Source organism: Rhodopila sp. (assembly GCF_965276935.1).
Lineage (GTDB): Bacteria > Pseudomonadota > Alphaproteobacteria > Acetobacterales > Acetobacteraceae > Rhodopila.
In genome coordinates this window covers 80,569-99,685 of record NZ_CBDIBS010000004.1, presented here as the reverse complement: position 1 = coordinate 99,685, position 19,117 = coordinate 80,569, and the positions used below count along the sequence as shown (strand labels likewise).

General features: G+C 63.8%; 20 protein-coding genes. 13 read left to right on the top strand and 7 right to left on the bottom strand.

Annotated features, from left to right (window positions below; genetic code table 11):
- Nucleotides 1–4 precede the first annotated feature (4 nt).
- Together ACQY4S_RS16840 and ACQY4S_RS16835 are read left to right on the top strand one after the other, a co-directional pair.
- Complete coding sequence (locus tag ACQY4S_RS16840; protein ID WP_428486390.1) at nt 5–1,267, top strand: MFS transporter; 1,263 nt, start codon at nt 5–7, stop codon at nt 1,265–1,267.
- Nucleotides 1,268–1,392: 125 nt separating this feature from the next.
- On the top strand, nt 1,393–3,420 hold the full coding sequence (locus tag ACQY4S_RS16835) for an alpha/beta hydrolase domain-containing protein (RefSeq protein WP_428486389.1): 2,028 nt from the start codon (nt 1,393–1,395) through the stop codon (nt 3,418–3,420).
- Between the two features lie 180 nt (nt 3,421–3,600).
- Here ACQY4S_RS16835 and ACQY4S_RS16830 read toward each other — a convergent pair.
- Nucleotides 3,601–4,543 (bottom strand): IS630 family transposase gene (locus ACQY4S_RS16830; protein WP_428483280.1). Its coding sequence is split into 2 segments (ribosomal slippage): nt 3,601–4,206 and nt 4,208–4,543, totalling 942 coding nucleotides; the frame shifts between segments, so codons are not numbered across the junction.
- Nucleotides 4,544–4,545: 2 nt separating this feature from the next.
- Between ACQY4S_RS16830 and ACQY4S_RS16825 the strand changes: the two genes are divergently transcribed.
- The 3 genes from ACQY4S_RS16825 (at nt 4,546) to ACQY4S_RS16815 (ending at nt 6,427) form a co-directional block, all read left to right on the top strand.
- Nucleotides 4,546–5,142, top strand: coding sequence for a recombinase family protein (locus ACQY4S_RS16825; protein WP_428486388.1), 597 nt, complete (start codon nt 4,546–4,548; stop codon nt 5,140–5,142).
- The gene (locus ACQY4S_RS16820; protein WP_428486387.1) at nt 5,139–5,543 is read left to right on the top strand and encodes a hypothetical protein; all 405 of its coding nucleotides are present in this window, start codon (nt 5,139–5,141) and stop codon (nt 5,541–5,543) included. The genes ACQY4S_RS16825 and ACQY4S_RS16820 overlap by 4 nt, the downstream gene beginning before the upstream one ends.
- A gap of 713 nt (nt 5,544–6,256) precedes the next feature.
- Complete coding sequence (locus ACQY4S_RS16815; RefSeq protein WP_428486386.1) at nt 6,257–6,427, top strand: hypothetical protein; 171 nt, start codon at nt 6,257–6,259, stop codon at nt 6,425–6,427.
- Between the two features lie 91 nt (nt 6,428–6,518).
- On the opposite strand, the gene ACQY4S_RS16810 is transcribed toward ACQY4S_RS16815, so the two are convergent.
- From ACQY4S_RS16810 to ACQY4S_RS16795, 4 genes are all read right to left on the bottom strand, one after another.
- Nucleotides 6,519–6,893 carry a type II toxin-antitoxin system VapC family toxin gene (locus tag ACQY4S_RS16810; protein WP_428486385.1) on the bottom strand — a complete coding sequence of 125 codons (375 nt, stop codon included), beginning with the start codon at nt 6,891–6,893 and terminating at the stop codon, nt 6,519–6,521.
- Nucleotides 6,874–7,119, bottom strand: a complete 246-nt coding sequence (locus tag ACQY4S_RS16805; protein WP_428486384.1) for a FitA-like ribbon-helix-helix domain-containing protein — start codon at nt 7,117–7,119, stop codon at nt 6,874–6,876. The genes ACQY4S_RS16810 and ACQY4S_RS16805 overlap by 20 nt, the downstream gene beginning before the upstream one ends.
- 233 nt (nt 7,120–7,352) lie before the next feature.
- A complete protein-coding gene (locus tag ACQY4S_RS16800; RefSeq protein ID WP_428486383.1) occupies nt 7,353–7,874 on the bottom strand; it encodes a hypothetical protein in 522 nt (173 codons plus the stop codon).
- A gap of 23 nt (nt 7,875–7,897) precedes the next feature.
- Entirely contained in the window at nt 7,898–8,314 is a 417-nt protein-coding gene (locus tag ACQY4S_RS16795) for a hypothetical protein (protein ID WP_428486382.1), read from the bottom strand.
- A 132-nt stretch (nt 8,315–8,446) separates the two neighbouring features.
- Between ACQY4S_RS16795 and ACQY4S_RS16790 the strand changes: the two genes are divergently transcribed.
- The 4 genes from ACQY4S_RS16790 (at nt 8,447) to ACQY4S_RS16775 (ending at nt 13,836) form a co-directional block, all read left to right on the top strand.
- On the top strand, nt 8,447–10,123 hold the full coding sequence (locus tag ACQY4S_RS16790; protein ID WP_428486381.1) for a GMC family oxidoreductase: 1,677 nt from the start codon (nt 8,447–8,449) through the stop codon (nt 10,121–10,123).
- A gap of 187 nt (nt 10,124–10,310) precedes the next feature.
- Entirely contained in the window at nt 10,311–11,648 is a 1,338-nt protein-coding gene (locus tag ACQY4S_RS16785) for a DUF2254 domain-containing protein (protein WP_428486380.1), read from the top strand.
- Nucleotides 11,649–11,812: 164 nt separating this feature from the next.
- On the top strand, nt 11,813–12,658 hold the full coding sequence (locus ACQY4S_RS16780; protein WP_428486379.1) for an AAA family ATPase: 846 nt from the start codon (nt 11,813–11,815) through the stop codon (nt 12,656–12,658).
- A complete protein-coding gene (locus ACQY4S_RS16775) occupies nt 12,658–13,836 on the top strand; it encodes a vWA domain-containing protein (protein WP_428486378.1) in 1,179 nt (392 codons plus the stop codon). The genes ACQY4S_RS16780 and ACQY4S_RS16775 overlap by 1 nt, the downstream gene beginning before the upstream one ends.
- Before the next feature lie 157 nt (nt 13,837–13,993).
- Here ACQY4S_RS16775 and ACQY4S_RS16770 read toward each other — a convergent pair whose 3' ends face one another.
- Nucleotides 13,994–15,190: an ABC transporter substrate-binding protein gene (locus tag ACQY4S_RS16770; protein WP_428486377.1), complete on the bottom strand. Its 1,197-nt coding sequence runs from the start codon at nt 15,188–15,190 to the stop codon at nt 13,994–13,996.
- A 202-nt stretch (nt 15,191–15,392) separates the two neighbouring features.
- On the opposite strand from ACQY4S_RS16770, the gene ACQY4S_RS16765 reads away from it, so the two are divergent.
- The 4 genes from ACQY4S_RS16765 to ACQY4S_RS16750 all read left to right on the top strand — a co-directional run bounded on the left by ACQY4S_RS16765 (nt 15,393) and on the right by ACQY4S_RS16750 (nt 18,733).
- Nucleotides 15,393–16,145, top strand: a complete 753-nt coding sequence (locus tag ACQY4S_RS16765) for an SDR family NAD(P)-dependent oxidoreductase (RefSeq protein WP_428486376.1) — start codon at nt 15,393–15,395, stop codon at nt 16,143–16,145.
- 16 nt (nt 16,146–16,161) lie between these two features.
- Nucleotides 16,162–16,569, top strand: a complete 408-nt coding sequence (locus tag ACQY4S_RS16760; RefSeq protein ID WP_428486375.1) for a VOC family protein — start codon at nt 16,162–16,164, stop codon at nt 16,567–16,569.
- 3 nt (nt 16,570–16,572) lie between these two features.
- A complete protein-coding gene (locus tag ACQY4S_RS16755; RefSeq protein WP_428486374.1) occupies nt 16,573–17,625 on the top strand; it encodes a sulfurtransferase in 1,053 nt (350 codons plus the stop codon).
- A gap of 328 nt (nt 17,626–17,953) precedes the next feature.
- On the top strand, nt 17,954–18,733 hold the full coding sequence (locus ACQY4S_RS16750) for an SDR family NAD(P)-dependent oxidoreductase (protein ID WP_428486373.1): 780 nt from the start codon (nt 17,954–17,956) through the stop codon (nt 18,731–18,733).
- A gap of 16 nt (nt 18,734–18,749) precedes the next feature.
- Here ACQY4S_RS16750 and ACQY4S_RS16745 read toward each other — a convergent pair whose 3' ends face one another.
- The gene (locus ACQY4S_RS16745; RefSeq protein WP_428486372.1) at nt 18,750–19,100 is read right to left on the bottom strand and encodes a RidA family protein; all 351 of its coding nucleotides are present in this window, start codon (nt 19,098–19,100) and stop codon (nt 18,750–18,752) included.
- Nucleotides 19,101–19,117 lie beyond the last annotated feature (17 nt).

Here is a 19,117-nt window from a genome sequence, read left to right as displayed (position 1 = left end):
GGGGGTGAATGAGATTGAGGCCGCGGCGTGCCGCAAGATCACTTGGCGGCTGATGCCGATCCTGACAATCGGCTATATTCTGAACTATCTGGACCGCAGCAACATCGGCTTCGCGGCGCTGCAGATGAACCGGGAGATCGGACTGACCCCGGCGCAGTTCGGCTTCGGCGCGGGCATTCTGTCCGTCGGCTACTGCCTGTTCGAGATTCCCAGCAACCTCGCCTTGTACCGCTTCGGCGGCAGGCGATGGCTGGCGCGGATCATGATCACCTGGGGCCTAGTTGCCGCGGGCTGCGCGCTGATCGTGGGGTGGCGCAGCTTCTTTGTCCTGCGTGTTCTGCTAGGGCTGACCGAGGCAGGGTTCTTTCCGGGCGTCGCTTTCCTGATGTCGCAATGGTTTCCCGCGGAGAAGCGCACCCGGATGCTGGCGATCTTGCTGCTGGGCGTGCCGGTTTCGTCCATCATCGGCGGGCCGCTGTCCGGGGCGCTGCTGGGGCTGGACCGGTTCGGCGGCCTGTCGGGTTGGCAGTGGATGTTCATCATTGAAGGCCTGCCCGCCGCGCTGCTGGGCTGCGCCATGCTGTGGGTGCTGGCCGATCGGCCGGCGGTGGCGGCTTGGCTGACGCCGGAGGAACGCATCGCCATCGAGGATCGGATTGCCTCCGAGCCGCGACACCACGAGGTCGCGCATTTCTGGGTCGCGCTGAAGGACCCGCGGGTGCTGTTGCTGGCGTTGATCCAGTTCGGTTTCACCACCGGATCATACGGCATCGGCATCTGGCTGCCGCAGATCATCAAGACCGCCATCCGTTCCAACCTGACGGTCGGTTTCGTTTCGGCCGTGCCGTACGTCATTGCCGCCGTCCTGATGCTGGTCTGGGCGGGCTACGTTGACCGCAGTGGCCGGCGGGTGGCGCATTTGGCGCTGACCTGCGGCCTGGGGGCGGCCGGGTTGTTGCTCTCTATCTCGTTCGGTGTCGGCTGGCTGTCCTTCCTCTGGCTGACCGTCGCGCTGATCGGGATCACCGCCGCGCGGGCGATCTTCTGGGCGATCCCGGCGCGCTTCCTGACCGGCATCGCGGCGGCCGGCGGCTTGGCGTTCATCAACTCGATCGGCACGCTGGGCGGCTTTGTCGGCCCGGCGGTGGTCGGCTGGCTGAGGGACGCCACCGGCTCGTTCTCGGCTGGGCTGGCGGGCATGGCGGGTTTCCTGGTTCTGTCCACGCTGCTGACGCTTATTCTGGGGTTGCTGGTGCCGCGCGGCTGACAGGTGTGGCGTTATGCGGTCGCACGGATGGTCCGGGGCGGGTCGGCCAAGGGCCGGGCGCGGCAGGTCTTGAGCCGCCGGGACCGGTCGCGCAGACTGTTCCCGAGGTTCAGGGGACGCAGCGCATGGCCAGCCATCTTTCGATCCGGATCGACGACCGGCGGCCGTTCGCCGCCGGCCACCGTTTTGGCGACAGCGGCGCGTACGAACGATTGTCGGGCAGGGTGCTGTTCGACGTCGATCCACGGGCGCCGGCGCAGGCGGATGTGGTGGACATCGACAAGGCGCCGCGCGATCCGGACGGGTTGGTTCGGTTCGAGGCTGACTTCATGATCCTGCGGCCGACCGATCCGGCGTCGGGCAACCGCCGGGTGTTGTTCGACTACGGCAACCGGGGCAACAAGCGGGCGCTGCAGTTCTTCAACGACGCGCCGCACAGCAACGATCCGCTGACCTTGGCGCACGCCGGCAACGGCTTCCTGATGCGGCGCGGCTACGCCGTCGCCTGGCTGGCGTGGGAGGGTGATATCCTGCCGGGCGACGATCGTCTGGTGCTGGATGTGCCGGTGGCGACCGAGAACGGCGCGCCGATCACCGGCCGCGTCCGCACCGAGATCATCGTCGATGCGCCGGCCGGCTCGACCATACCGCTGAGCGGCCGCGTGGCCGCGCATTCCTATCCCGTCGCGTCGCGTGACAAGCGCGATGCGGTGCTGACGCGGCGGCGCTATCCGTATGACGAGCCTGAGACTATTCCCGTCCAGGATTGGGATTTCGCGCAGCAGGTGAGCGGTTCGGGTGCCGAGTCGGCGGCGCCGGAACAGGCCTTGCTTCCGTCGGATAGCTTCATCCATTACCTGGCAGGTTTCGACCCCGGCTGGATCCACGAACTGATGTATATCGCGCGGGACCCGAAGCTGATGGGTCTGGGCCATGTCGCGGTGCGGGATTTCGTCAGTTTCCTGAAATACGACGCGACCGGCGCCAATCCGCTGGCCGGCACGCGCCTGGCGTATGGCTGGGGCCGCTCGCAGACCGGGCGCTGTCTGCGGGATTTTGTTTATCGCGGCTACAATGCCGATGCCGCCGGCCGCCGCGTGTTCGACGGGGTGATGCCGCATGTGGCCGGGGCCGGGCGCAAGTGGCTGAACCACCGGTTCGCCAGCCCGATCGTCTCCGGCGGCCAGCAGTATGAGGATCACTTCAACATCGCGGATTCGTTTCCGTTCTCCTATGCACGGTCGGTGGACCATCTGACCGGGCGGGAGGATGCGATCCTGAAGCGGCCGGAGACCGATCCGCTGGTGTTCCATACCCAGACGGCGACGGAATACTGGGTGCGCCGCGGGTCGCTGGTGCACACCGACACGCAGGGCCGTGACCTGCCTCAGCCGGAGACGGTGCGGGTCTATTGCTGGGCCAGTTCGCAGCACTCCGCGAACCCGCTGCTGAAGGCGCCGGCGCGCGGGATCGGGCAGAATTTCTCCAACACGGTGGCGACGTCGATGCTGTTCCGCAGGATGCTGGACGCTATGGATCGCTGGGCGACGGACGGCACGCCGCCGCCGCCCAGCCGGGTTCCGTGCCGCGCCGATGGCACGCTGGTCGATCATGCGACGTGGCGCGGGCAGTTTCCCGCCATTCCCGGCGTGATGCCGCTGGCGGAGGCGAATGCGTTGCCTCTGCTGGATTTCGGACCGGAGGTGGAGCGGGGCATCCTGCGCGAACCGCCGGTCGTCGTGCATGGGCGGAATGATCCGGCGGGTGGTCCGGGGCTGCGGTACACGGTGCTGGTTCCGTCGGTGGACGCGGATGGCAACGATGTCGCCGGGGTGCGCGCGCCGATGGTCGGTGCGCCGCTGGGGACCTATACGGGATGGAACCCTCGGGCGCGCGGCTATGGGCATGGGGTGCAGTGGCGGTTCGAGGGGAGCTACATCCCGTTTCCGGATACGGTGTCGGAACGCGTGGCGACAGGTGACCCGCGACGGGCGGTCCTGGAACGGTATGCTGATTGGCAGGCTTACGTGGTGGCGATCACACAGGCGGCGCGGGAGTTGGTCGAGCAGGGCCTGATGCTGGACGAGGATGTTGAGCGCTGTGCGGCGGAAGCTGAACGGTGGAATCCCGCTCGGCATGTGGTTGGTGTTTGAGGGGAAGGGGGAATGGAGGGTTGGTCGGGCAGGTATTCGTGGTTCAAGATATCTGTATCAACCCCAGCCTGCTGATAAGACGGAGTTTTTCTGATGCATATTTCTGATGCACAATAAGGGCATGATTTACGGCTATGCCCGCGTCTCGACCGACGCTCAAGACCTTAGAGCATGATCGTTTTAGGTTGACCCGTAGCCGGAGTTGACGAGGTAATTGGCGCATTCTTCGACGGTATACTCGTCGAGGAGCTTGGCGATCGCTTCGATCACTGCGTCGATGGTGCGGGCGTTGGCCTTGCGCAGCAGGGTTTTGAGTTTGGCGAACACCTGCTCGATCGGGTTGAGGTCGGGACTATAGGGTGGCAGGAAAATCAGCTTTGCACCCGCTGTCCGGATTGCCTTGCGGATGACAGGGCCCTTGTGACTGCTCAGATTATCCATGATCACAACGTCGCCCGGTCGTAACGTCGGCACCAGGAACTGCTCGACATAGGCGCGAAAACTGATCGCGTTCATCGGCTGATCGAGCAGGCATGGCGCATGAATGCCGTCGCATCGCAGGGCGGCAACGAAGGTTTGCGTCTGGCGATGACCATGCGGCACCTTGGCGAGCAGACGCTGGCCGACCGGGCACCGCCCCCGGATCGGGGTCATGTTCGTCTTCGTCCAGGTTTCGTCTACAAAAACAAGCCGTCTGGGATCAACTTTATCCTGCCGCTTTTGCCATTGCAGGCGCCGACGGGCAACATTGGGACGATCCTGCTCGCTGGCGTGCAGGCTTTTTTTTAAAGCTGAGACCAGCGCGGTCAACGATGTTCCAGACAGCAAAATAGCTCACCGTGATGCCACGGTCTTGCAACTCAGCGAGCAGTGCGCGCAACGGCAGATCCGGCTGTTGCGCAATCCGTTCGATAATCCTGTCGCGTTCGTTGGCCAGTGCGAAGGGCCGATGACCACCCAGCCCCTGCGCCGCCACGCTGCCCTTCTGTCGATCCAGCCGCGACCACCGCTGCACAGACGACTCACTGACCTGGAAGAGGGTCGCCGTCTCAAGCCGGCTCCTGCCTGAGCGGAATGCCGCGACAGCGCGTTCTCGCAAATCCAACGTGTAAGGAGCACCCATCCATGCTGGCCTCCGACCCAGCCCACAGCTTGGATCAGATTTTAGGCCGCGCCGGAACCCCTACTCACGCAGGAGTCAACTTAAAACGATCATGCTCTAGCAATCAGGTGGTCCAGCTCAAGGCCGCCGGGTGTGGTGCGATCTTCCGCGAGAAGATCAGCGGCGCAACCGCTGACCGCCCCCAGCTTAAGAAGCTCATGGCGAAACTCAACACTGGCGATGTGGTGGTGACCCCGGCGGTTGATCGCCTTTCGCACGACACGACCGACCTCCTGGTGATCGCCCGCGACATCCAGCAGGCCGGGGCGGGTCTTCGTTCGCTTGCGGAGCCGGTGCTAGACACGACCGGCGACTTTGCCGAACTGGTCCTTGCCATGCTTGGCGCTGCCGCCAAGCTTGAACGCCGCCGCATCATGGAACGCACGGCACGGGGCCGCGCCGACGCCAAGGCTCAGGGCGTGGTGTTCGGGCGGAAACCCATCCTTACGCCTCACCAGCAGCGGGAAGCTCGTAAGCGGATCGCCGCGGGCGAGACACAGCGCAGCGTTGCCCGCAGCTACAACGTCAGTCAGGCGACGATTTCGCGGTTGCCGGGATGAAAGTCACACGCTACGTCCCTGTTGAGATAAAGAAAATACTTGAGGAGTTCCTCGCAGTTGGACGTTGGCTACTGGCGGTTGGACGTTGGTTACTGGAGTTGCGAGAGCATCGTCTATTTTTGTTCACTATTGGGGCGATTCTGACGGCGACAATGCTCGCCTTTTTGCTGGGAAGTGAACGTGCCTTCCGAGTGACTGGTTTGGTTTTGCAGCTTATCGGGATTGCCACCGTTGCTTTTAACATTCGGGGGACGTGGGAGCAATTTGACCATCCAAGCGCTATTGCGCTTGCAAGTCAGTGGCTGAGGCGATTTCCCCGAATCGGCTCCTCGTCTCATGTCATTTATGCAGAGGCGCACATGGCTATGGAGTCCAGCGCGACGGCAAGAGCAGATATTTGACACAACGCCAGCACAGACGCCACCATCGAAACTCGGCTCGACGCGGCAGAAAAGAATCTGCTTAGGCTAAAAGATAGACTCAGCGAGTTTGAGCAAGAGACAGGGAAAAACCTGACACGGCAGATCAATGCCCTTGATCAAGAAAAACAAGTGCGCGCGGCCAACGATAAAAAACTTCATGAGAAGGTGGAGACCGTAGCGGTAGGAGGTTTGCATATATCAGCCGCTGGCGTTGCATTTCTCTTAGTGAGTTTAATTATGAGCACTATTTCTAGCGAACTGGCTGACTTTCGAACGGTCGCTGCACCGTTGCGTGTGCATCTGACCCCCCACCCTGACTTACCATAAAATATATATACGGTCAGGCGGTCAGTTGCGGCTGCAACAGCGGCGTGCAATCATGCGGCATTCACGGCCTCTCGATCAGATCGATTATCTGCGCCGTGAAACGCTTGCCTGTCTCATACCAACGCCCATAAGTCTTGACCTCTATCCGGGTCTGCGTGGCGACCAAACCAAGGTGTCAGGCCGCACTTGGGAATCTACCAGGGGTCAACACTTCTGCGCGTTGGTATCAGTCGCCGCTGTCGCCAATTCGGGGATACCTCGAAGCCAGGGCCGGCCTCATACTCGGCAACCGCCTTGAGCTGATAAGCGCGGCCGAGGAAGGCGCGTAGTTCCAAATCGACGCGAGGCTCATCCTTGATGAGGCGATGCAAGTCCGTATTGACGCCTCTATGGGTTTCCACGCCGCGCCCGGTTCTCTCCGAGATCAGCGTTTAGGCGGCATGGAAGCCAGCGAGGTACGCCATGCGACCTGCCGCATCATAAAGCTCTATCGCCAGCATGGCATCAGCTTCATCGAGCCGGCCATGGCTGGATGACGGCCGGCACCACAAGCCGCATCATCCGTAGGATGCGTCCATCCGCTGGTTCAGCAATCACACGACGCCGCCGTGCATCGCGCCACATTGTTCAGGTTACCGCCGCGGCCTTCGCCAGTTGTCGATCGAGCGTCACCAGTTCGGCACCAAGTTCATGAGCAAGCCAGAGATAACTTGCGTCGTATGCGGTCAATCCCGTTGCCTCGGCCACCGCGAGGGCGCCGCCATGATCGACCGTGACCTCTTCCAGTTCCAGTCGCCGCCGTAGATCAAACGCCGCCCGCAATGCGTCGTGCTGCTCCGGATGCCTGCGCATCTTGATCAAGCAGACATTCGCCAGTTCAAATCCGAGCAGGGATGGCGCAATCAATCGGGCTTCGTTCAGCCGCTCGGCTATGCTTTCGGCCTCGGGTTCGCCAAACAGCAGGGCCGCCAGGGCGGAAGCGTCAACGACCCGGACGATCATCCCGGTCCGCGCGAATGATATCGGCGGCTTCACTGGATGTCCGCAGCTTCAGCCGGCGCACTTCGGCCAGAATATCCATGGTCGTGGCCTGAGGTTCTGTTCGGACCGCGGCCTCGACGATGGCCAATAGCTCTCCCTGCAGGGAACGATGGTGTCGTTCCGCCCGTGCACGCAGCCGCTGAACCATCTCGTTGGGCACATTCTTGATGGATAGATTGACAGGCATGAAGCCAAATCTGCTCCAATCTGGCTCCAAAGTCTAGCCTAAAATCAAAGCGCATGCCCAGTTTTCGGCTTGATTGTCCTGTGTATCGCGTCGCGGCGCCCGATACCTTGACCGGGCGGTTCCCGGCAGCCACCCAGGCGTTCTCCCCACCTGGCGTACGACTGAGCGCCTCCGGCGACGGCCGCAAACACATCCGTCAGCCGCCGAAGGGCGACCGACGGCCTTGCAAGCGCCTATTCCGCCGCCTGGCTCAGTGCCACCGCCTCATACGGGAAGCGCTTTACCTTGGCCATGTTCAGCCCCTCAATCCGCAGCAGGCGCGTGTCGTCCTTGCGCTCGGGCGAGTGCAGCACGCCGACATCGTATAGATAGGCGTCGCCCGGCTTCATGACATAGTCACGGAGATGGGCCGCCTTGCCGGGTGCGCTGTCGGTCGGTCGGGCGAGGCATTCCCAGTCGGTCATGATCGTTTCCCCGGCGGCCTGACCATAGATCGCCCAGGATGGGCCGTGATCGTGTGGCTTGCTGCTCTTCGGCCCGACATAGCCGTGCGCCAGGATGGTGAACCCCAGTTCGGGGTCCTCATGCAGCACGTGCCGCTCCGGCGTGCCGTTCGGGATATAGGTCGCGACGAAGTCCGGGTCCGCCAGCGCCTTCTCGACCAAAACGCGAACCTGTTCGCGGCCCGCGGCGCCCGGATGGGCCTTCAGCGCGGCACGACAATCGGCGACGAAGTCTTCCAGTATGATGGCCATGGCTCTACCTCGGGTTGAATGGTTCAGCGACGATAGGGATAGCAACTGGTCCGGTCGAGCGTGATGCGGAAGTGGTCGCCCAACGCGCCGATCGCGGCGGCATGCTGCGGATAAGGATCGGCATTGCCCGGGCCGACGATGATGCAGCCGCCGCTGCCGCGGCCTTTCGCCGACAGCATGGCGGTGACCAGGGCCTTGCCGTCCTCGTTCCGCAGGGTCAGGAACATCGGCATCGACCGCCGGATGTGGGCTTCCTTGTTGATGTCCTGCTCGATGAACACCGAGGTGGACGGGTGGAACGATTCGACAGCACGTTCCCGCTCACGCCGGTAGTGCTTTTCCACCGCGTGCCGCATTTCAAGTGACTCCGCCACGGCCTCGCCCTCCGTCAGCAGGCGGAACCATGTCAGGTTATTGGGCGCGTCGCAGACATACTCCATGGGCGTTTCCTACCTTGGCTTGAGTTGGCCTTTGGCTTGGATGCAATTGAAATCACAGTTTAGAATGGAATCCGCCAAAGGGCAAACCGCCGGGGCAGGTTCCGGCGCATGACAAGCACGGACGGGAAACCAATGCAGCCGAACGGAGGGGTGTTTGATTATGTGGTGGTGGGCAGCGGAGCGGCGGGGTCGGTGCTGTGCAAGCGGCTGACGGAAGACCCGGGCGTCACCGTCTGCGTGCTGGAATGCGGACCGCCCGACCGGCATCCGTTCATCCACATCCCGGCCGGCTTCATCAAGATGCTGTTCAACCCAGGCTACACCTGGCAGTTCCAGACCGAGCCGGGGCCAGGCACCAACGGCCGGCGCATTCCGACCACGCAGGGCCGCACCCTCGGCGGGTCCAGCTCGATCAACGGCATGGTCTACAACCGCGGCCAGCGGGCGGATTTCGACAACTGGGCGCAGCGCGGCAACCGCGGCTGGGGCTACGTCGATATCCTGCCCTATTTCAAGCGGGGCGAGCGGCGGATCGGTCCTATCGGCACGCGCGGATCAAACCCGATTGATGACCGCATCCACGGCCGCGCCGGCAGCCTGCCGGTCACCGACAACGACTGGATTCACCCGGTGAACGAGGCGTTCATCGACGGCGCGCAGGAACTCGGCATCCCGCGCTGCGCGGATTACAACAGCGGCGACGCCCAAGCCGGCGTTGGCTATTTCCAGCGGCTAATCGACCGCGGCTTCCGCCGGTCGGCGGCGCGGGTCTTCCTGCATCCCGCGCGCGCCTGCGGGCGGCTGGAGGTGCGGACGGACGCGCGCGCGGCACAGATCCTGTTCGATGGCACGCGCGCCACCGGCGTGCGCTATGTCGATGACCGGGACCGTTCCGCCGAACATCAGGTGTTCGCGCGCCGGGAGGTGATCGTCTCCTCCGGCACGGTGAACACGGCGAAGCTGCTGCAGATGTCGGGCGTCGGGCCGGCCTGGCTGCTGCGGGAGCTTGGCGTGCCGGTGGTCGCCGATCTGCCGGTGGGGGAGAATTTTCGCGACCATTACGCCACCCGCATTGTCGCCCGGGTGAAGAACGTGCGCACGATGAACGAGATGTCGCGTGGCGTCGGCCTGGCGGCGCAGATCGCGCACTGGACGATGGGCAAGCCCAGCATCCTGGCGCTGACGCCGTCCATCGTGCACTGGTTCTGGCGGACCGAGGACACCATGCACCAGCCTGACCTGCAAGGCGTGTTCAGTCCGGCCAGCTACAAGCAGGGGTTCGTCGGGCTGCTCGACGACTATCCCGGCATGACCTGCGGCGTGTGGCAGCACCGGCCGGAGAGCACCGGCCATGTCCGTGCCCGCTCCCGCGATCCGTTCCAGGACCCCGTCATCCAGCCGAACTACCTGAAGGACCGGTTCGACCAGCGGGTCCTGGTCAAGGGCATGCACCTGGCGCGCCGGCTGCTGCACACCGAGGCGCTGGCACCGTTCTTCGATCGGGATGAACTGCCGGCGTCGGGCGTGCGGACCGACGACGAGTGGCTGGACTACGCGCGCCAGTACGGCTCGACGGCGTACCACCTGATCGGGACGGCGCGGATGGGGCCGGTGACGGACCGGACCTCGGTGGTGGATGACCAGTTGCGCATCCACGGCTTGCAAGGCATCCGGGTGGTGGATGCGTCGGTGATGCCGAACCTGCCCTCGGCCAACACCTACAGCTCGACGATGATGATCGCGGAGAAGGCATCGGACATGATCCGCGGCCGGCCGCCGCTGGCGCCGGTGGAGGGGATCGCGGCGTAGACCGGTGCCACGAAGCCGCCGGCTTGAGAAGCGGGACCGCTTGCGGCGGATCGCCTTGTGGCAATGGGGATGCGCCGCGTTCCGCGCGTCGCGTTGTCGCGGCGGACGCCGCCAGCGTGCCGTATTCCGGAATCGGTTTCCCGGCGCGGCGTAAACCACTACTCAGGGTTTCCAAGAGGAACCCGCGATGTTGAAACAACTGCCCCTGCGGCTGCGGTCGGCCGGCTATTCCCTGCGCGGCGGCTTCCTGGTCCGGCCGCTGCTGATCGCCCTGCTGCTTGGGCTGTGCGGCGCCGTGCTGTCCTCGGCCGAGGAAGCCGTTCCCGCCCTTGGCGACTGGCTGCCCACCACGCTGTTTCCCTCGCACCAGGACGCGCAGGTCGCCCAGGTGATCCTCAGTGTCATCGCGACATCGACCATGACCGTGGTGTCGATCGTCTTCGCCATCCTGCTGATGACGCTGACACTCGCCTCGATGCAGTTCTCGCCGCGCATCCTGATCAGCTTCGTCCGCGACCAGGGCACGCAGTGGACCCTCGGCATCTTCCTAGGCACCTTCACCTATTGCCTGGCGGCGCTGCCGGCGGCGCGATCTTCACCGCGGCCCTTCGCGCCCATGCTGACCGTCCTCGGGGCCATGCTGCTGGCGCTGATCGCCGTCGGCTGGCTGCTGTTCTTCATCCACCACATCTCCCACGCCATCAGCGTCAACCACATCGTCGACCGGATCGCGCGCGAGACCGAAGAGGTGATCGACACGCTGATGCCCGACCCGCGGCTTGATCCGCACAGGACGCCCGCGAGCGTGTCGGTGCCAGACGAGCCGGAATTTCCGATCCTGAACGAGATCTCCGGCTACATCCGGTTCATCGACACGAAGCGGCTGCTGGCGTTCGCCCGGCAGCACCATCTGCGTGTCCGCGTCACCCGCCGAGTGGGCCACTTCGTCCCCGCCGGCGTGCCGTTGCTCATGGTCTCGCGGCGGACCGGGCTGGACCGGCGCCATGCGGTGGACCTGACCGGCGCTTTCGACATGGGGCCGATGCGCACCTTGCAGCAGGATGTCGAATTCGGCGTCATCCAGATCGTCGACATCGCACTGCGGGCGATCTCGCCAGCGGTCAACGATCCCAGCACGGCGATCAGTTGCATCGACCAGCTGACCCGGATCCTGATCCGCTGGATCGATCGCATACCTCCGGAATCGCAGTTGTTCAGCCCGCCGCACGTGCTGCGCGTCGTGCTGCCGTGGATCGACCTGGATGGGTTGCTGAACACCGCCATCGAGCAGATCCGCGCCTACGCCGTGGCCGATGCGGCGGTCAGCCTGCGGCTGCTGCGGCTGCTGGATGACCTTGCCGTCACCATCGAAAGCGAGGCGCTGCGCCGGCGTGTCATCAAGCGCGCGACGCGCGTCGTCGACGGCTGCCGCGGCCGCCTGCCAGCCGACGACCTGGTTCGGCTGGAGCAGCGTCAGGCCGCGCTTGAGCGGATTTGCACCGGCGGCGGCACACCGGGCAGATGATGCGGATGCAATTCGCGTCCGGCGCCCTGGCGCTCGCCGAGCAGATGGCGATAATGCATGGATGCGGTTCTAGCGAACGTGGCCTCGGACGCCTAATACATCCACCGCTTGCTCAAAGCACTCAATCCCTTGACAATCCGGCGGATCAATAGAGGGAGCCTCGTGTGGCCGGATTCAAAAGCACCGATCGATACATCGCCACGCGCGATCTGGAGGTGGCGGTGAACGCCGCCGTCACGCTGCAACGGCCGTTGCTGGTGAAGGGGGAGCCGGGCACCGGCAAGACCGTCCTGGCGCATGAAGTCGCCGGCGCGCTGGGCATGCCGTTGATCGAATGGCATGTGAAATCCACCACCAAGGCGCAGCAGGGACTGTATGAATACGATGCCGTCTCGCGCCTGCGGGACGGGCAGTTGGGCGACGCCAGGGTGCATGACATCGGCAACTACATCGTCCAAGGCAAGCTGTGGGACGCGTTCGAGGCGGACCAGCCGGTGGTGGTGCTGATCGACGAGGTGGACAAGGCCGATATCGAGTTCCCCAACGATCTGCTGCTGGAACTCGATCGGATGCAGTTCTTCGTCTATGAGACCCGCGCGACGATCGTGGCCAGGCACCGGCCGGTGGTGATCATCACCTCGAACAACGAGAAGGAGCTGCCGGACGCCTTCCTGCGCCGCTGCTTCTTCCACTACATCCGCTTTCCGGACCGGGAGACGATGGAGCGCATCGTGCAGGCGCATTACCCGGACATTCGCCGCGACCTGGCGCGCGAAGCGTTGAACGTCTTCTTCCAGGTGCGCGACGTGCCCGGCCTGAAGAAGAAGCCGGCGACGTCGGAACTGCTGGACTGGCTGAAGCTGCTGATGGTGGAGGATTTGCCGGTCGAGGTGCTCCGCAGCAAGGAAAAGCAGGTGGTCATTCCGCCGCTGTATGGCGCGCTGCTGAAGAACGAGCAGGACGTTCATCTGTTCGAGCGTCTGGCTTTCCTGGCGCGCCGGGGAAGCTGATGTTCTCGCACCTGGTCCTGGGACTGCGTTCGGCCGGCCTGCCGGCCTCCATCACCGAATACCTGACGTTGATGGCGGCGATGAAGGCGGGCGTGGCGGACTACAGCATCGAGGATTTCTACTTTCTCGCCCGCGCGACGTTGGTGAAGGACGAGCGGCATCTGGACAAGTTCGACCGGGTGTTCGCGCAGTGCTTCAGGGGGCTGGAACCGCCGGAGGGTGTCGTTGTCGAGAACCTGCCGGAGGAATGGCTGCGCAAGTTGGCGGAGAAACTGCTGTCGCCGGAGGAAATGGCAAAAATTCAGGCGCTCGGCGGGTTTGATGCGCTGATGGACCGGCTAAAGCAACTGCTGGCGGAACAGAAGGGCCGCCACCAAGGTGGCTCGAAATGGATCGGCACGGCGGGCACGTCGCCATTCGGGGCCTATGGCTACAATCCGGAAGGTGTGCGGATCGGGCAGGACGAGTCGCGCCACCGCAAGGCGGTGAAGGTCTGGGATCGGCGGGACTACCGGGACCTGGATGATACGGTGGAACTGGGCACCCGCGGCATGAAGCTGGCGCTGCGGCGGTTGCGCCGGTTCGCCAGGCAGGGCGCGGCCACCGAGCTGGACATTCCGGACACGATCCGGTCAACCGCGAACAACGCCGGCAGCCTGGACCTGAAGATGGTGGCCGAACGGCACAACACGGTGAAGGTGCTGCTGTTCCTGGACGTCGGCGGATCGATGGATGATCATGTGAAGCTGACCGAGGAACTGTTCTCCGCCGCGCGAACCGAATTCAAGCACCTGGAGTATTATTACTTCCATAATTTTCCCTATGAGAAGGTATGGAAGAACAACCGCCGCCGGTATGAGGAGGTCATCCCGACCTGGCAGGTGCTGCGCACCTACGGACCCGACTACAAGATGATCTTTGTCGGCGACGCGGCGATGAGCCCGTACGAGATCACCATGCAGGGCGGCTCCGTCGAGCATTACAACGACGAGGCCGGCGTTGTCTGGCTGGAGCGCCTGTGCTCCCACTACCGGCGGTCAGCGTGGCTGAACCCGACGCCGAAGCAGAGCTGGGGGCATGTGCGGTCGATCAGCATGGTGAACGACCTGATGGAAGGCCGGATGTACCCGCTGACAGTCAGCGGGATCGACGACATGACGCGGGCGCTGAGCCGGTAGCGGCAAGCGGTGCCCCCTGGACCGGTTATCGACTGATGCCACGGGACCAGCGGGGGGACCAGCGGGCAGGGCGGAGTGGCAGCAGACGCGGCAGGTCGATCCATGACAAGTTCTAGAAACCAAGCCTGCATCCGCCACCTTCTCATTCAGGCGCAATTCAATATCCTAGCGCCTCGGTCTGAACCGGAACCCAGCGTCCCTTATGCACCACCGACAGGTACGACGACGTTTCCCCATGATGCTGGTTCGGTCCGAAGGAATAGGTCGTGCCGAAGATGTCCGTGTAGCTGTGGATACTCTCCAGTCCCTTGATAAGGCTGTCCACCGTCAGGTCCTGCCCGGCGTTCTGCAAACCCAGCAGGACCATGTGCGCCGCGCTGTAGCCGGTCTCGCCAAGGAAGTTGGGATCGATGCCGAAGCGTTTCTTGTATTCCGCGAAAAATTCACGCACCGCTGGCCGCGGATCGTCCGCGTAGGCATAGATCGAGGGACTCATGGAATAGAAGCCCTCGCCCACGTCACCTGGCGCCGTCGCTATGGCCGTGTCGTAGGAGGCGGACTGACCAACGAAAGGCACGGTCCAGCCCATCTTCTTCGCTTGCGAGACAATGTCTATGCTGTCGCGGACGATCGTGCCGACCCCCACCCAGTCGCAGCCGGCATCGCGCAACTTGGTCAGATCAGCACTGAAATTCGTATCGGTCGGCTGGTGCGCCGTGGTCGCCACCACCTGCATCCCCAGCGCCTTCGCCTCGGCTTGAACGCCCTGCAGAACATCGCGACCAAAGTCGGTGTCCTGGTACATCGCGCAGAGATGGCTGACGTGCCGCTGCTCGACGAAATATTTCACGCCTGAGCGCATCTGGTCGTAATACGACGCGAACTGCGCGAACTTCAGCCGGTTGTACGGCTCGTACATCGAGCGCGCGGCCGTGAGCGGAAACAGGTTCGGCACGTTCTTCTGGAACTGCATCGGCATTTCGGCATTGTTCATCGGCGTGCCGCCATCGACCACGGTGAAAAACACGTGGTCCAGATTGAGCAGCTTGTTGATCGCCTGCACGGCATGCGGCACCTGATACTGCATGTCCTCGACGATGAGGCGGATCTTGCGCCCGTTGACGCCACCTTGCGCATTGGCATCATCGAATACCATGCGGACCGCGTTGCTGTTGTTGACGCCTTGAACGGCTGTCACGCCCGAAAGGTCGGCGGTGGAGCCGGCCACGATCTCGGTCGCGGTAACGCCTTGGGTGGCTGGGGCCGCGACAGCCGACCCTGACGACAAGGCCAGCAAGGCCGCCATCGCCGGGATGCCAATCCGCACGGACGCATGGCTTGATCGCCGCTTCATTCACTATTCCTCCACAACATGATCGCGATTGTTATTGATTGTTCGTTTGCACCTTCAGATCACGGGCCGCAAGGGGGGACGGCGTGTTGCCCGTGTAGCGGATCATGCCGAAACCGACGGACTTTGCCGGGCGGGGGTCCGGCCCCTTGATCCGCCTTACCACACGGGCGACGATAGTTCCCGGATACAAGGGGAAACGCACATGCCACGTCTGGAAGGCAAGGTTTCGCTGCTAACCGGCGCCGGAACCGGCATCGGCAGGGCAACGGCAAGATTGTTCGCGAAAGAAGGCGCCAAGGTCGTCATCGCTGAACTCGACGCCGAGGCCGGCGAGCAGACCGCGCATGCGATCATCCAGGCCGGCGGCGAGGCGATCGCCATCAGAACGGACGTCACCGAACCCGACAGCATGCAGGCCGCCGTTGACACCGCGGTGCGCCACTACGGCGGGCTGCACGTCCTGCACAACAACGCCGGCGGCTCGACCGCGCGCGACAGCGACGTGACCGATGCGCCGCTGGAGGAATTCTGGCGGGTGATCAAGCTCGACCTGTTCGGCACCTTCCTGGGCTGCCGCTTCGGCATTCCCGCGATCATCCAGTCCGGCGGCGGGTCGGTCATCAACATGGCGTCCAACGTCGCGCTGATGGGCATTCCGGGACGCGACTGCTACACGGCGGCGAAAGGCGGCGTGGCGGCCATCACCCGGTCGATGGCGGTGGAGTTCGCACCAAAGGTGCGGGTCAACGCCATCGCCCCCTCCGCCACCATGACCGACCGCGTTCGCAAACTGGTGGCCGGCAACACCGCCCTCGACAAGCTGGCGAACGCCCATCTGCTCGGCCTGATCGAGCCGGAGGACATCGCATTCATGGCGCTGTTCCTGGCATCCGACGAATCCAGCAAGGTCACCGGTCATGTCTACCCGGTGGACAGCGGCGTCATCATATCCTGACAACGGAGTTGCAACGATGAAAATCAAGCGCGTGGAACACATCGCCATTGCGGTGGATTCAATGAAGCAGTCGCTCGACCTGATGCGCGACACCTTCGGCCTGGAACTGGAGTATGAAGAACAGATCGGTCAGACCCGTCTGGCGATGCTGCCGGTGGGGCAAAGCTACATCGAATTGCTGGAAGGCCACGGACCCGAGTCCGGCGTGACGAAATGGATTGCCGAAAAAGGCACCGGCCTGTTCCACATCTGCTTCGAAGTGGAGGACATCGAGGGCGCGATCGGCGAACTGAAAGCCAAGAACGTCAAGCTGCAAAGCGATACCTGGCGGATCGGCCATGGCGGCTCGAAGATCATCTTCCTGGATCCGTCCGCGACTGGAAACGTGGTGATCGAACTCGCCGAACTCGCAGCGGGGCATTGAACGATGGAAGGATTTGTTCACCCGGAATTCCTGGTCGAGACCGACTGGCTCGCCCAGCACCTGCGAGATGTCGTGCCGGATGGCGCGCGGGACATCGTCGTGCCGGATGGCGCGCGGGACATCGTCGTGCCGGATGGCGCGCGGGACATCGTCGTGCCGGATGGCGCGCCGGACATCGTCGTGCCGGATGGCGCGCGGGACATCGTCGTGCCGGATGGCGCGCCGGACAGCGTCGTGCCGGATGGCACGCAAGACATTGTCGTGCTGGATTGCACAACGCATCTGATCCCCGACCCGAAGATCACCTACACGGTGAAGCCGGGCCGCGAGGATTTCGAGAACGGCCACATCCCTGGTGCGCAGTTCTGCGACGTCTCCCGCGATGTCTCGGACACTTCGCAGAGACTGAATTTCATGCGGCCGACGCCGGAACACTTCGCCGCCGCGATGCGTCGTTTCGGTATCGACAACAGCACGCGGGTCATCACTTACAGTACGGCGAACCCCTGGTGGGCGACCCGCGTCTGGTGGCTGCTGCGAGAGTTCGGCCACGATAACGCCGCGGTGCTGAATGGCGGCTGGCAGAAATGGCTGCGCGAGAACCGCCCGGTCGAAACCGGTCCCGCCGCCGCCCGTCCCGCCAGTGACTTCGTCGTTCGCGAAGTGCGCAACCTGATGGTCGGCAAGGACAAAGTCAAAGCCGCTGTTGGCGACGCCGGGATCTGCACGCTGAACGCCCTGTTGCCCGCGCAGCATGCGGGTCAGGGCGGCAACAGCTATGGCCGCTCCGGCCGCATTGCCGGCAGTGTCAATGTGCCGGCGGCCCACCTGCTCGATCCCGCGACCAACACGTTCTTGCCGGCTAATGAACTGCGCCAGCGGCTGGGGGCCGTCGGCGCGCTCGACCGGCCAGTGATCACCTATTGCGGCGGCGGCATCGCCGCCAGCGCCGATGCCCTGATCCTGACCATGCTGGGTCATACCGACGTGAAGATCTACGACGCATCGCTGTCGGAATGGGCCAAGGACGAAACCCTGCCGATGGAGACAGGCTGACAGGATCATGGGGTTGGGCGTGATCGCCTGAAGCTGATTCGTCAGAAGGCGTGAATCAGGAGATAAACAAACCTGTAGCCCATGATTGGACATTCGCGATGAGGCAACCATGAACGATCATGGTCTCATGGACAGCTAGTCGTCGGAAGTCGGGCACGTTCGCCCGAGCGGGCACCGGCGCTTTGCGAATCTGGAGGCAGCAAAGACGTGGATAGCTGGCCTCCGCCGGCCGTGATGTGGGGACGCCTGGCCGCCATGACGTCAGGCGCGTGGCGCACCAGCGCGGACGACACGTTGATCGATAAACAACCCATAGGAGGAAACAACAATGCGCCTGAACAACAAGATTGGCATCGTCACCGCCGCGGCCTCTGGAATGGGCCGGGCAGGGGCCATTCGTTTCGCCGCCGAAGGCGCCTCGGTCGCCGTCGTGGACCTCGATCAGGCGGCCACGAACGCGGTGGTGCAGCAGATCACGGCAGCCGGCGGCAAGGCGATCGGTCTGTCCGGCGACCTCACCAGCGACGACTTCGCCCGTTCCATCGTCCACCAGACCGCTCGGCATTTCGGCGGACTTGATTTCGTCTGGAACCATGTCGGCACGCCCGGTCCGGCATCTATCGAAGGCCTGGACTGGAAGGACTTCGACTTCGCCATGAACCTGAACGTCCGCAGCGTGCTGGTCACCACCGAGGCGGCGCTGCCGGAACTGCGCGCCCGCGGCGGCGGAGCGATCCTGTTCACGGCGTCCACGTCCGGCTTGCAAGGTTCGCAGTACAGCCCGGTCTACAACATCGCCAAATTCGGCGTGGTCGGGCTGGTGAAGGGCTTGGCAAAACGCTACGGCCAGGAAAACATCCGCATCAACGCCGTCTGCCCCGGCACCACCGACACGCCGATGCTGCGCGTCTTCGTCGCCCGTCCCGACAGCCAGCTTCCACCCGGCGAGACGCCGGAATCACTGGTCACCAAACGCGGCGGCCTCAATCCGATGCGCCGCGTCGCGCAGCCCGAGGAAATCGCCAGCACAGCGCTGTTCCTGCTGTCGGACGAGGCATCGTTCATCAATGGCGTGGCGCTTCCGGTCGATGGCGGCGCCACAGCCTGACGTTACTTGCAGCCCGTTACTTGCATGCCGTCACCATGATCTCCACCAGCACCTCCGGTGCCGCCATCTCGGCCTGCACGCAGGCCCGCGCCGGGGCGCCTTCCTTCGGCAGCCAAGGCGACCAGACCTCGTTCATCAGCACGCGGTCCTTGATGTGCTTGACCCAGATCGTCGCCTGCAGCAGGCGGGTCTTGTCGGTGCCATGATGCTCCAGCATCGCATCGATCTGCGCCAGCACGTCGGCGGTCTGGCCCTTGATGTCCTTGCCGGTGTCGCGGGCGGTGATGCCGGGCAGGTAGACGAAGCCGTGGTACTCGACGGCCTTGGACAGGATCGGGCCAGGCTCGGTGCGGATGATCTTGCTCATGGTTGGCTCCAGGTTGA

Bases quoted from the DNA above. Each gene is read 5' to 3' on its own strand.
- ACQY4S_RS16775 (WP_428486378.1), top strand. From the start codon at position 12,658: ATGTTCTCGCACCTGGTCCTGGGACTGCGTTCGGCCGGCCTGCCGGCC.
- ACQY4S_RS16765 (WP_428486376.1), top strand. From the start codon at position 15,393: ATGCCACGTCTGGAAGGCAAGGTTTCGCTGCTAACCGGCGCCGGAACC.
- ACQY4S_RS16805 (WP_428486384.1), bottom strand. From the start codon at position 7,119: ATGCCTGTCAATCTATCCATCAAGAATGTGCCCAACGAGATGGTTCAG.
- ACQY4S_RS16810 (WP_428486385.1), bottom strand. From the start codon at position 6,893: ATGATCGTCCGGGTCGTTGACGCTTCCGCCCTGGCGGCCCTGCTGTTT.
- ACQY4S_RS16745 (WP_428486372.1), bottom strand. From the start codon at position 19,100: ATGAGCAAGATCATCCGCACCGAGCCTGGCCCGATCCTGTCCAAGGCC.
- ACQY4S_RS16790 (WP_428486381.1), top strand. From the start codon at position 8,447: ATGCAGCCGAACGGAGGGGTGTTTGATTATGTGGTGGTGGGCAGCGGA.
- ACQY4S_RS16770 (WP_428486377.1), bottom strand. From the start codon at position 15,190: ATGAAGCGGCGATCAAGCCATGCGTCCGTGCGGATTGGCATCCCGGCG.
- ACQY4S_RS16835 (WP_428486389.1), top strand. From the start codon at position 1,393: ATGGCCAGCCATCTTTCGATCCGGATCGACGACCGGCGGCCGTTCGCC.
- ACQY4S_RS16760 (WP_428486375.1), top strand. From the start codon at position 16,162: ATGAAAATCAAGCGCGTGGAACACATCGCCATTGCGGTGGATTCAATG.
- ACQY4S_RS16785 (WP_428486380.1), top strand. From the start codon at position 10,311: ATGTTGAAACAACTGCCCCTGCGGCTGCGGTCGGCCGGCTATTCCCTG.
- ACQY4S_RS16825 (WP_428486388.1), top strand. From the start codon at position 4,546: ATGCTGGCCTCCGACCCAGCCCACAGCTTGGATCAGATTTTAGGCCGC.
- ACQY4S_RS16820 (WP_428486387.1), top strand. From the start codon at position 5,139: ATGAAAGTCACACGCTACGTCCCTGTTGAGATAAAGAAAATACTTGAG.
- ACQY4S_RS16755 (WP_428486374.1), top strand. From the start codon at position 16,573: ATGGAAGGATTTGTTCACCCGGAATTCCTGGTCGAGACCGACTGGCTC.
- ACQY4S_RS16800 (WP_428486383.1), bottom strand. From the start codon at position 7,874: ATGGCCATCATACTGGAAGACTTCGTCGCCGATTGTCGTGCCGCGCTG.
- ACQY4S_RS16795 (WP_428486382.1), bottom strand. From the start codon at position 8,314: ATGGAGTATGTCTGCGACGCGCCCAATAACCTGACATGGTTCCGCCTG.
- ACQY4S_RS16815 (WP_428486386.1), top strand. From the start codon at position 6,257: ATGCAAGTCCGTATTGACGCCTCTATGGGTTTCCACGCCGCGCCCGGT.
- ACQY4S_RS16750 (WP_428486373.1), top strand. From the start codon at position 17,954: ATGCGCCTGAACAACAAGATTGGCATCGTCACCGCCGCGGCCTCTGGA.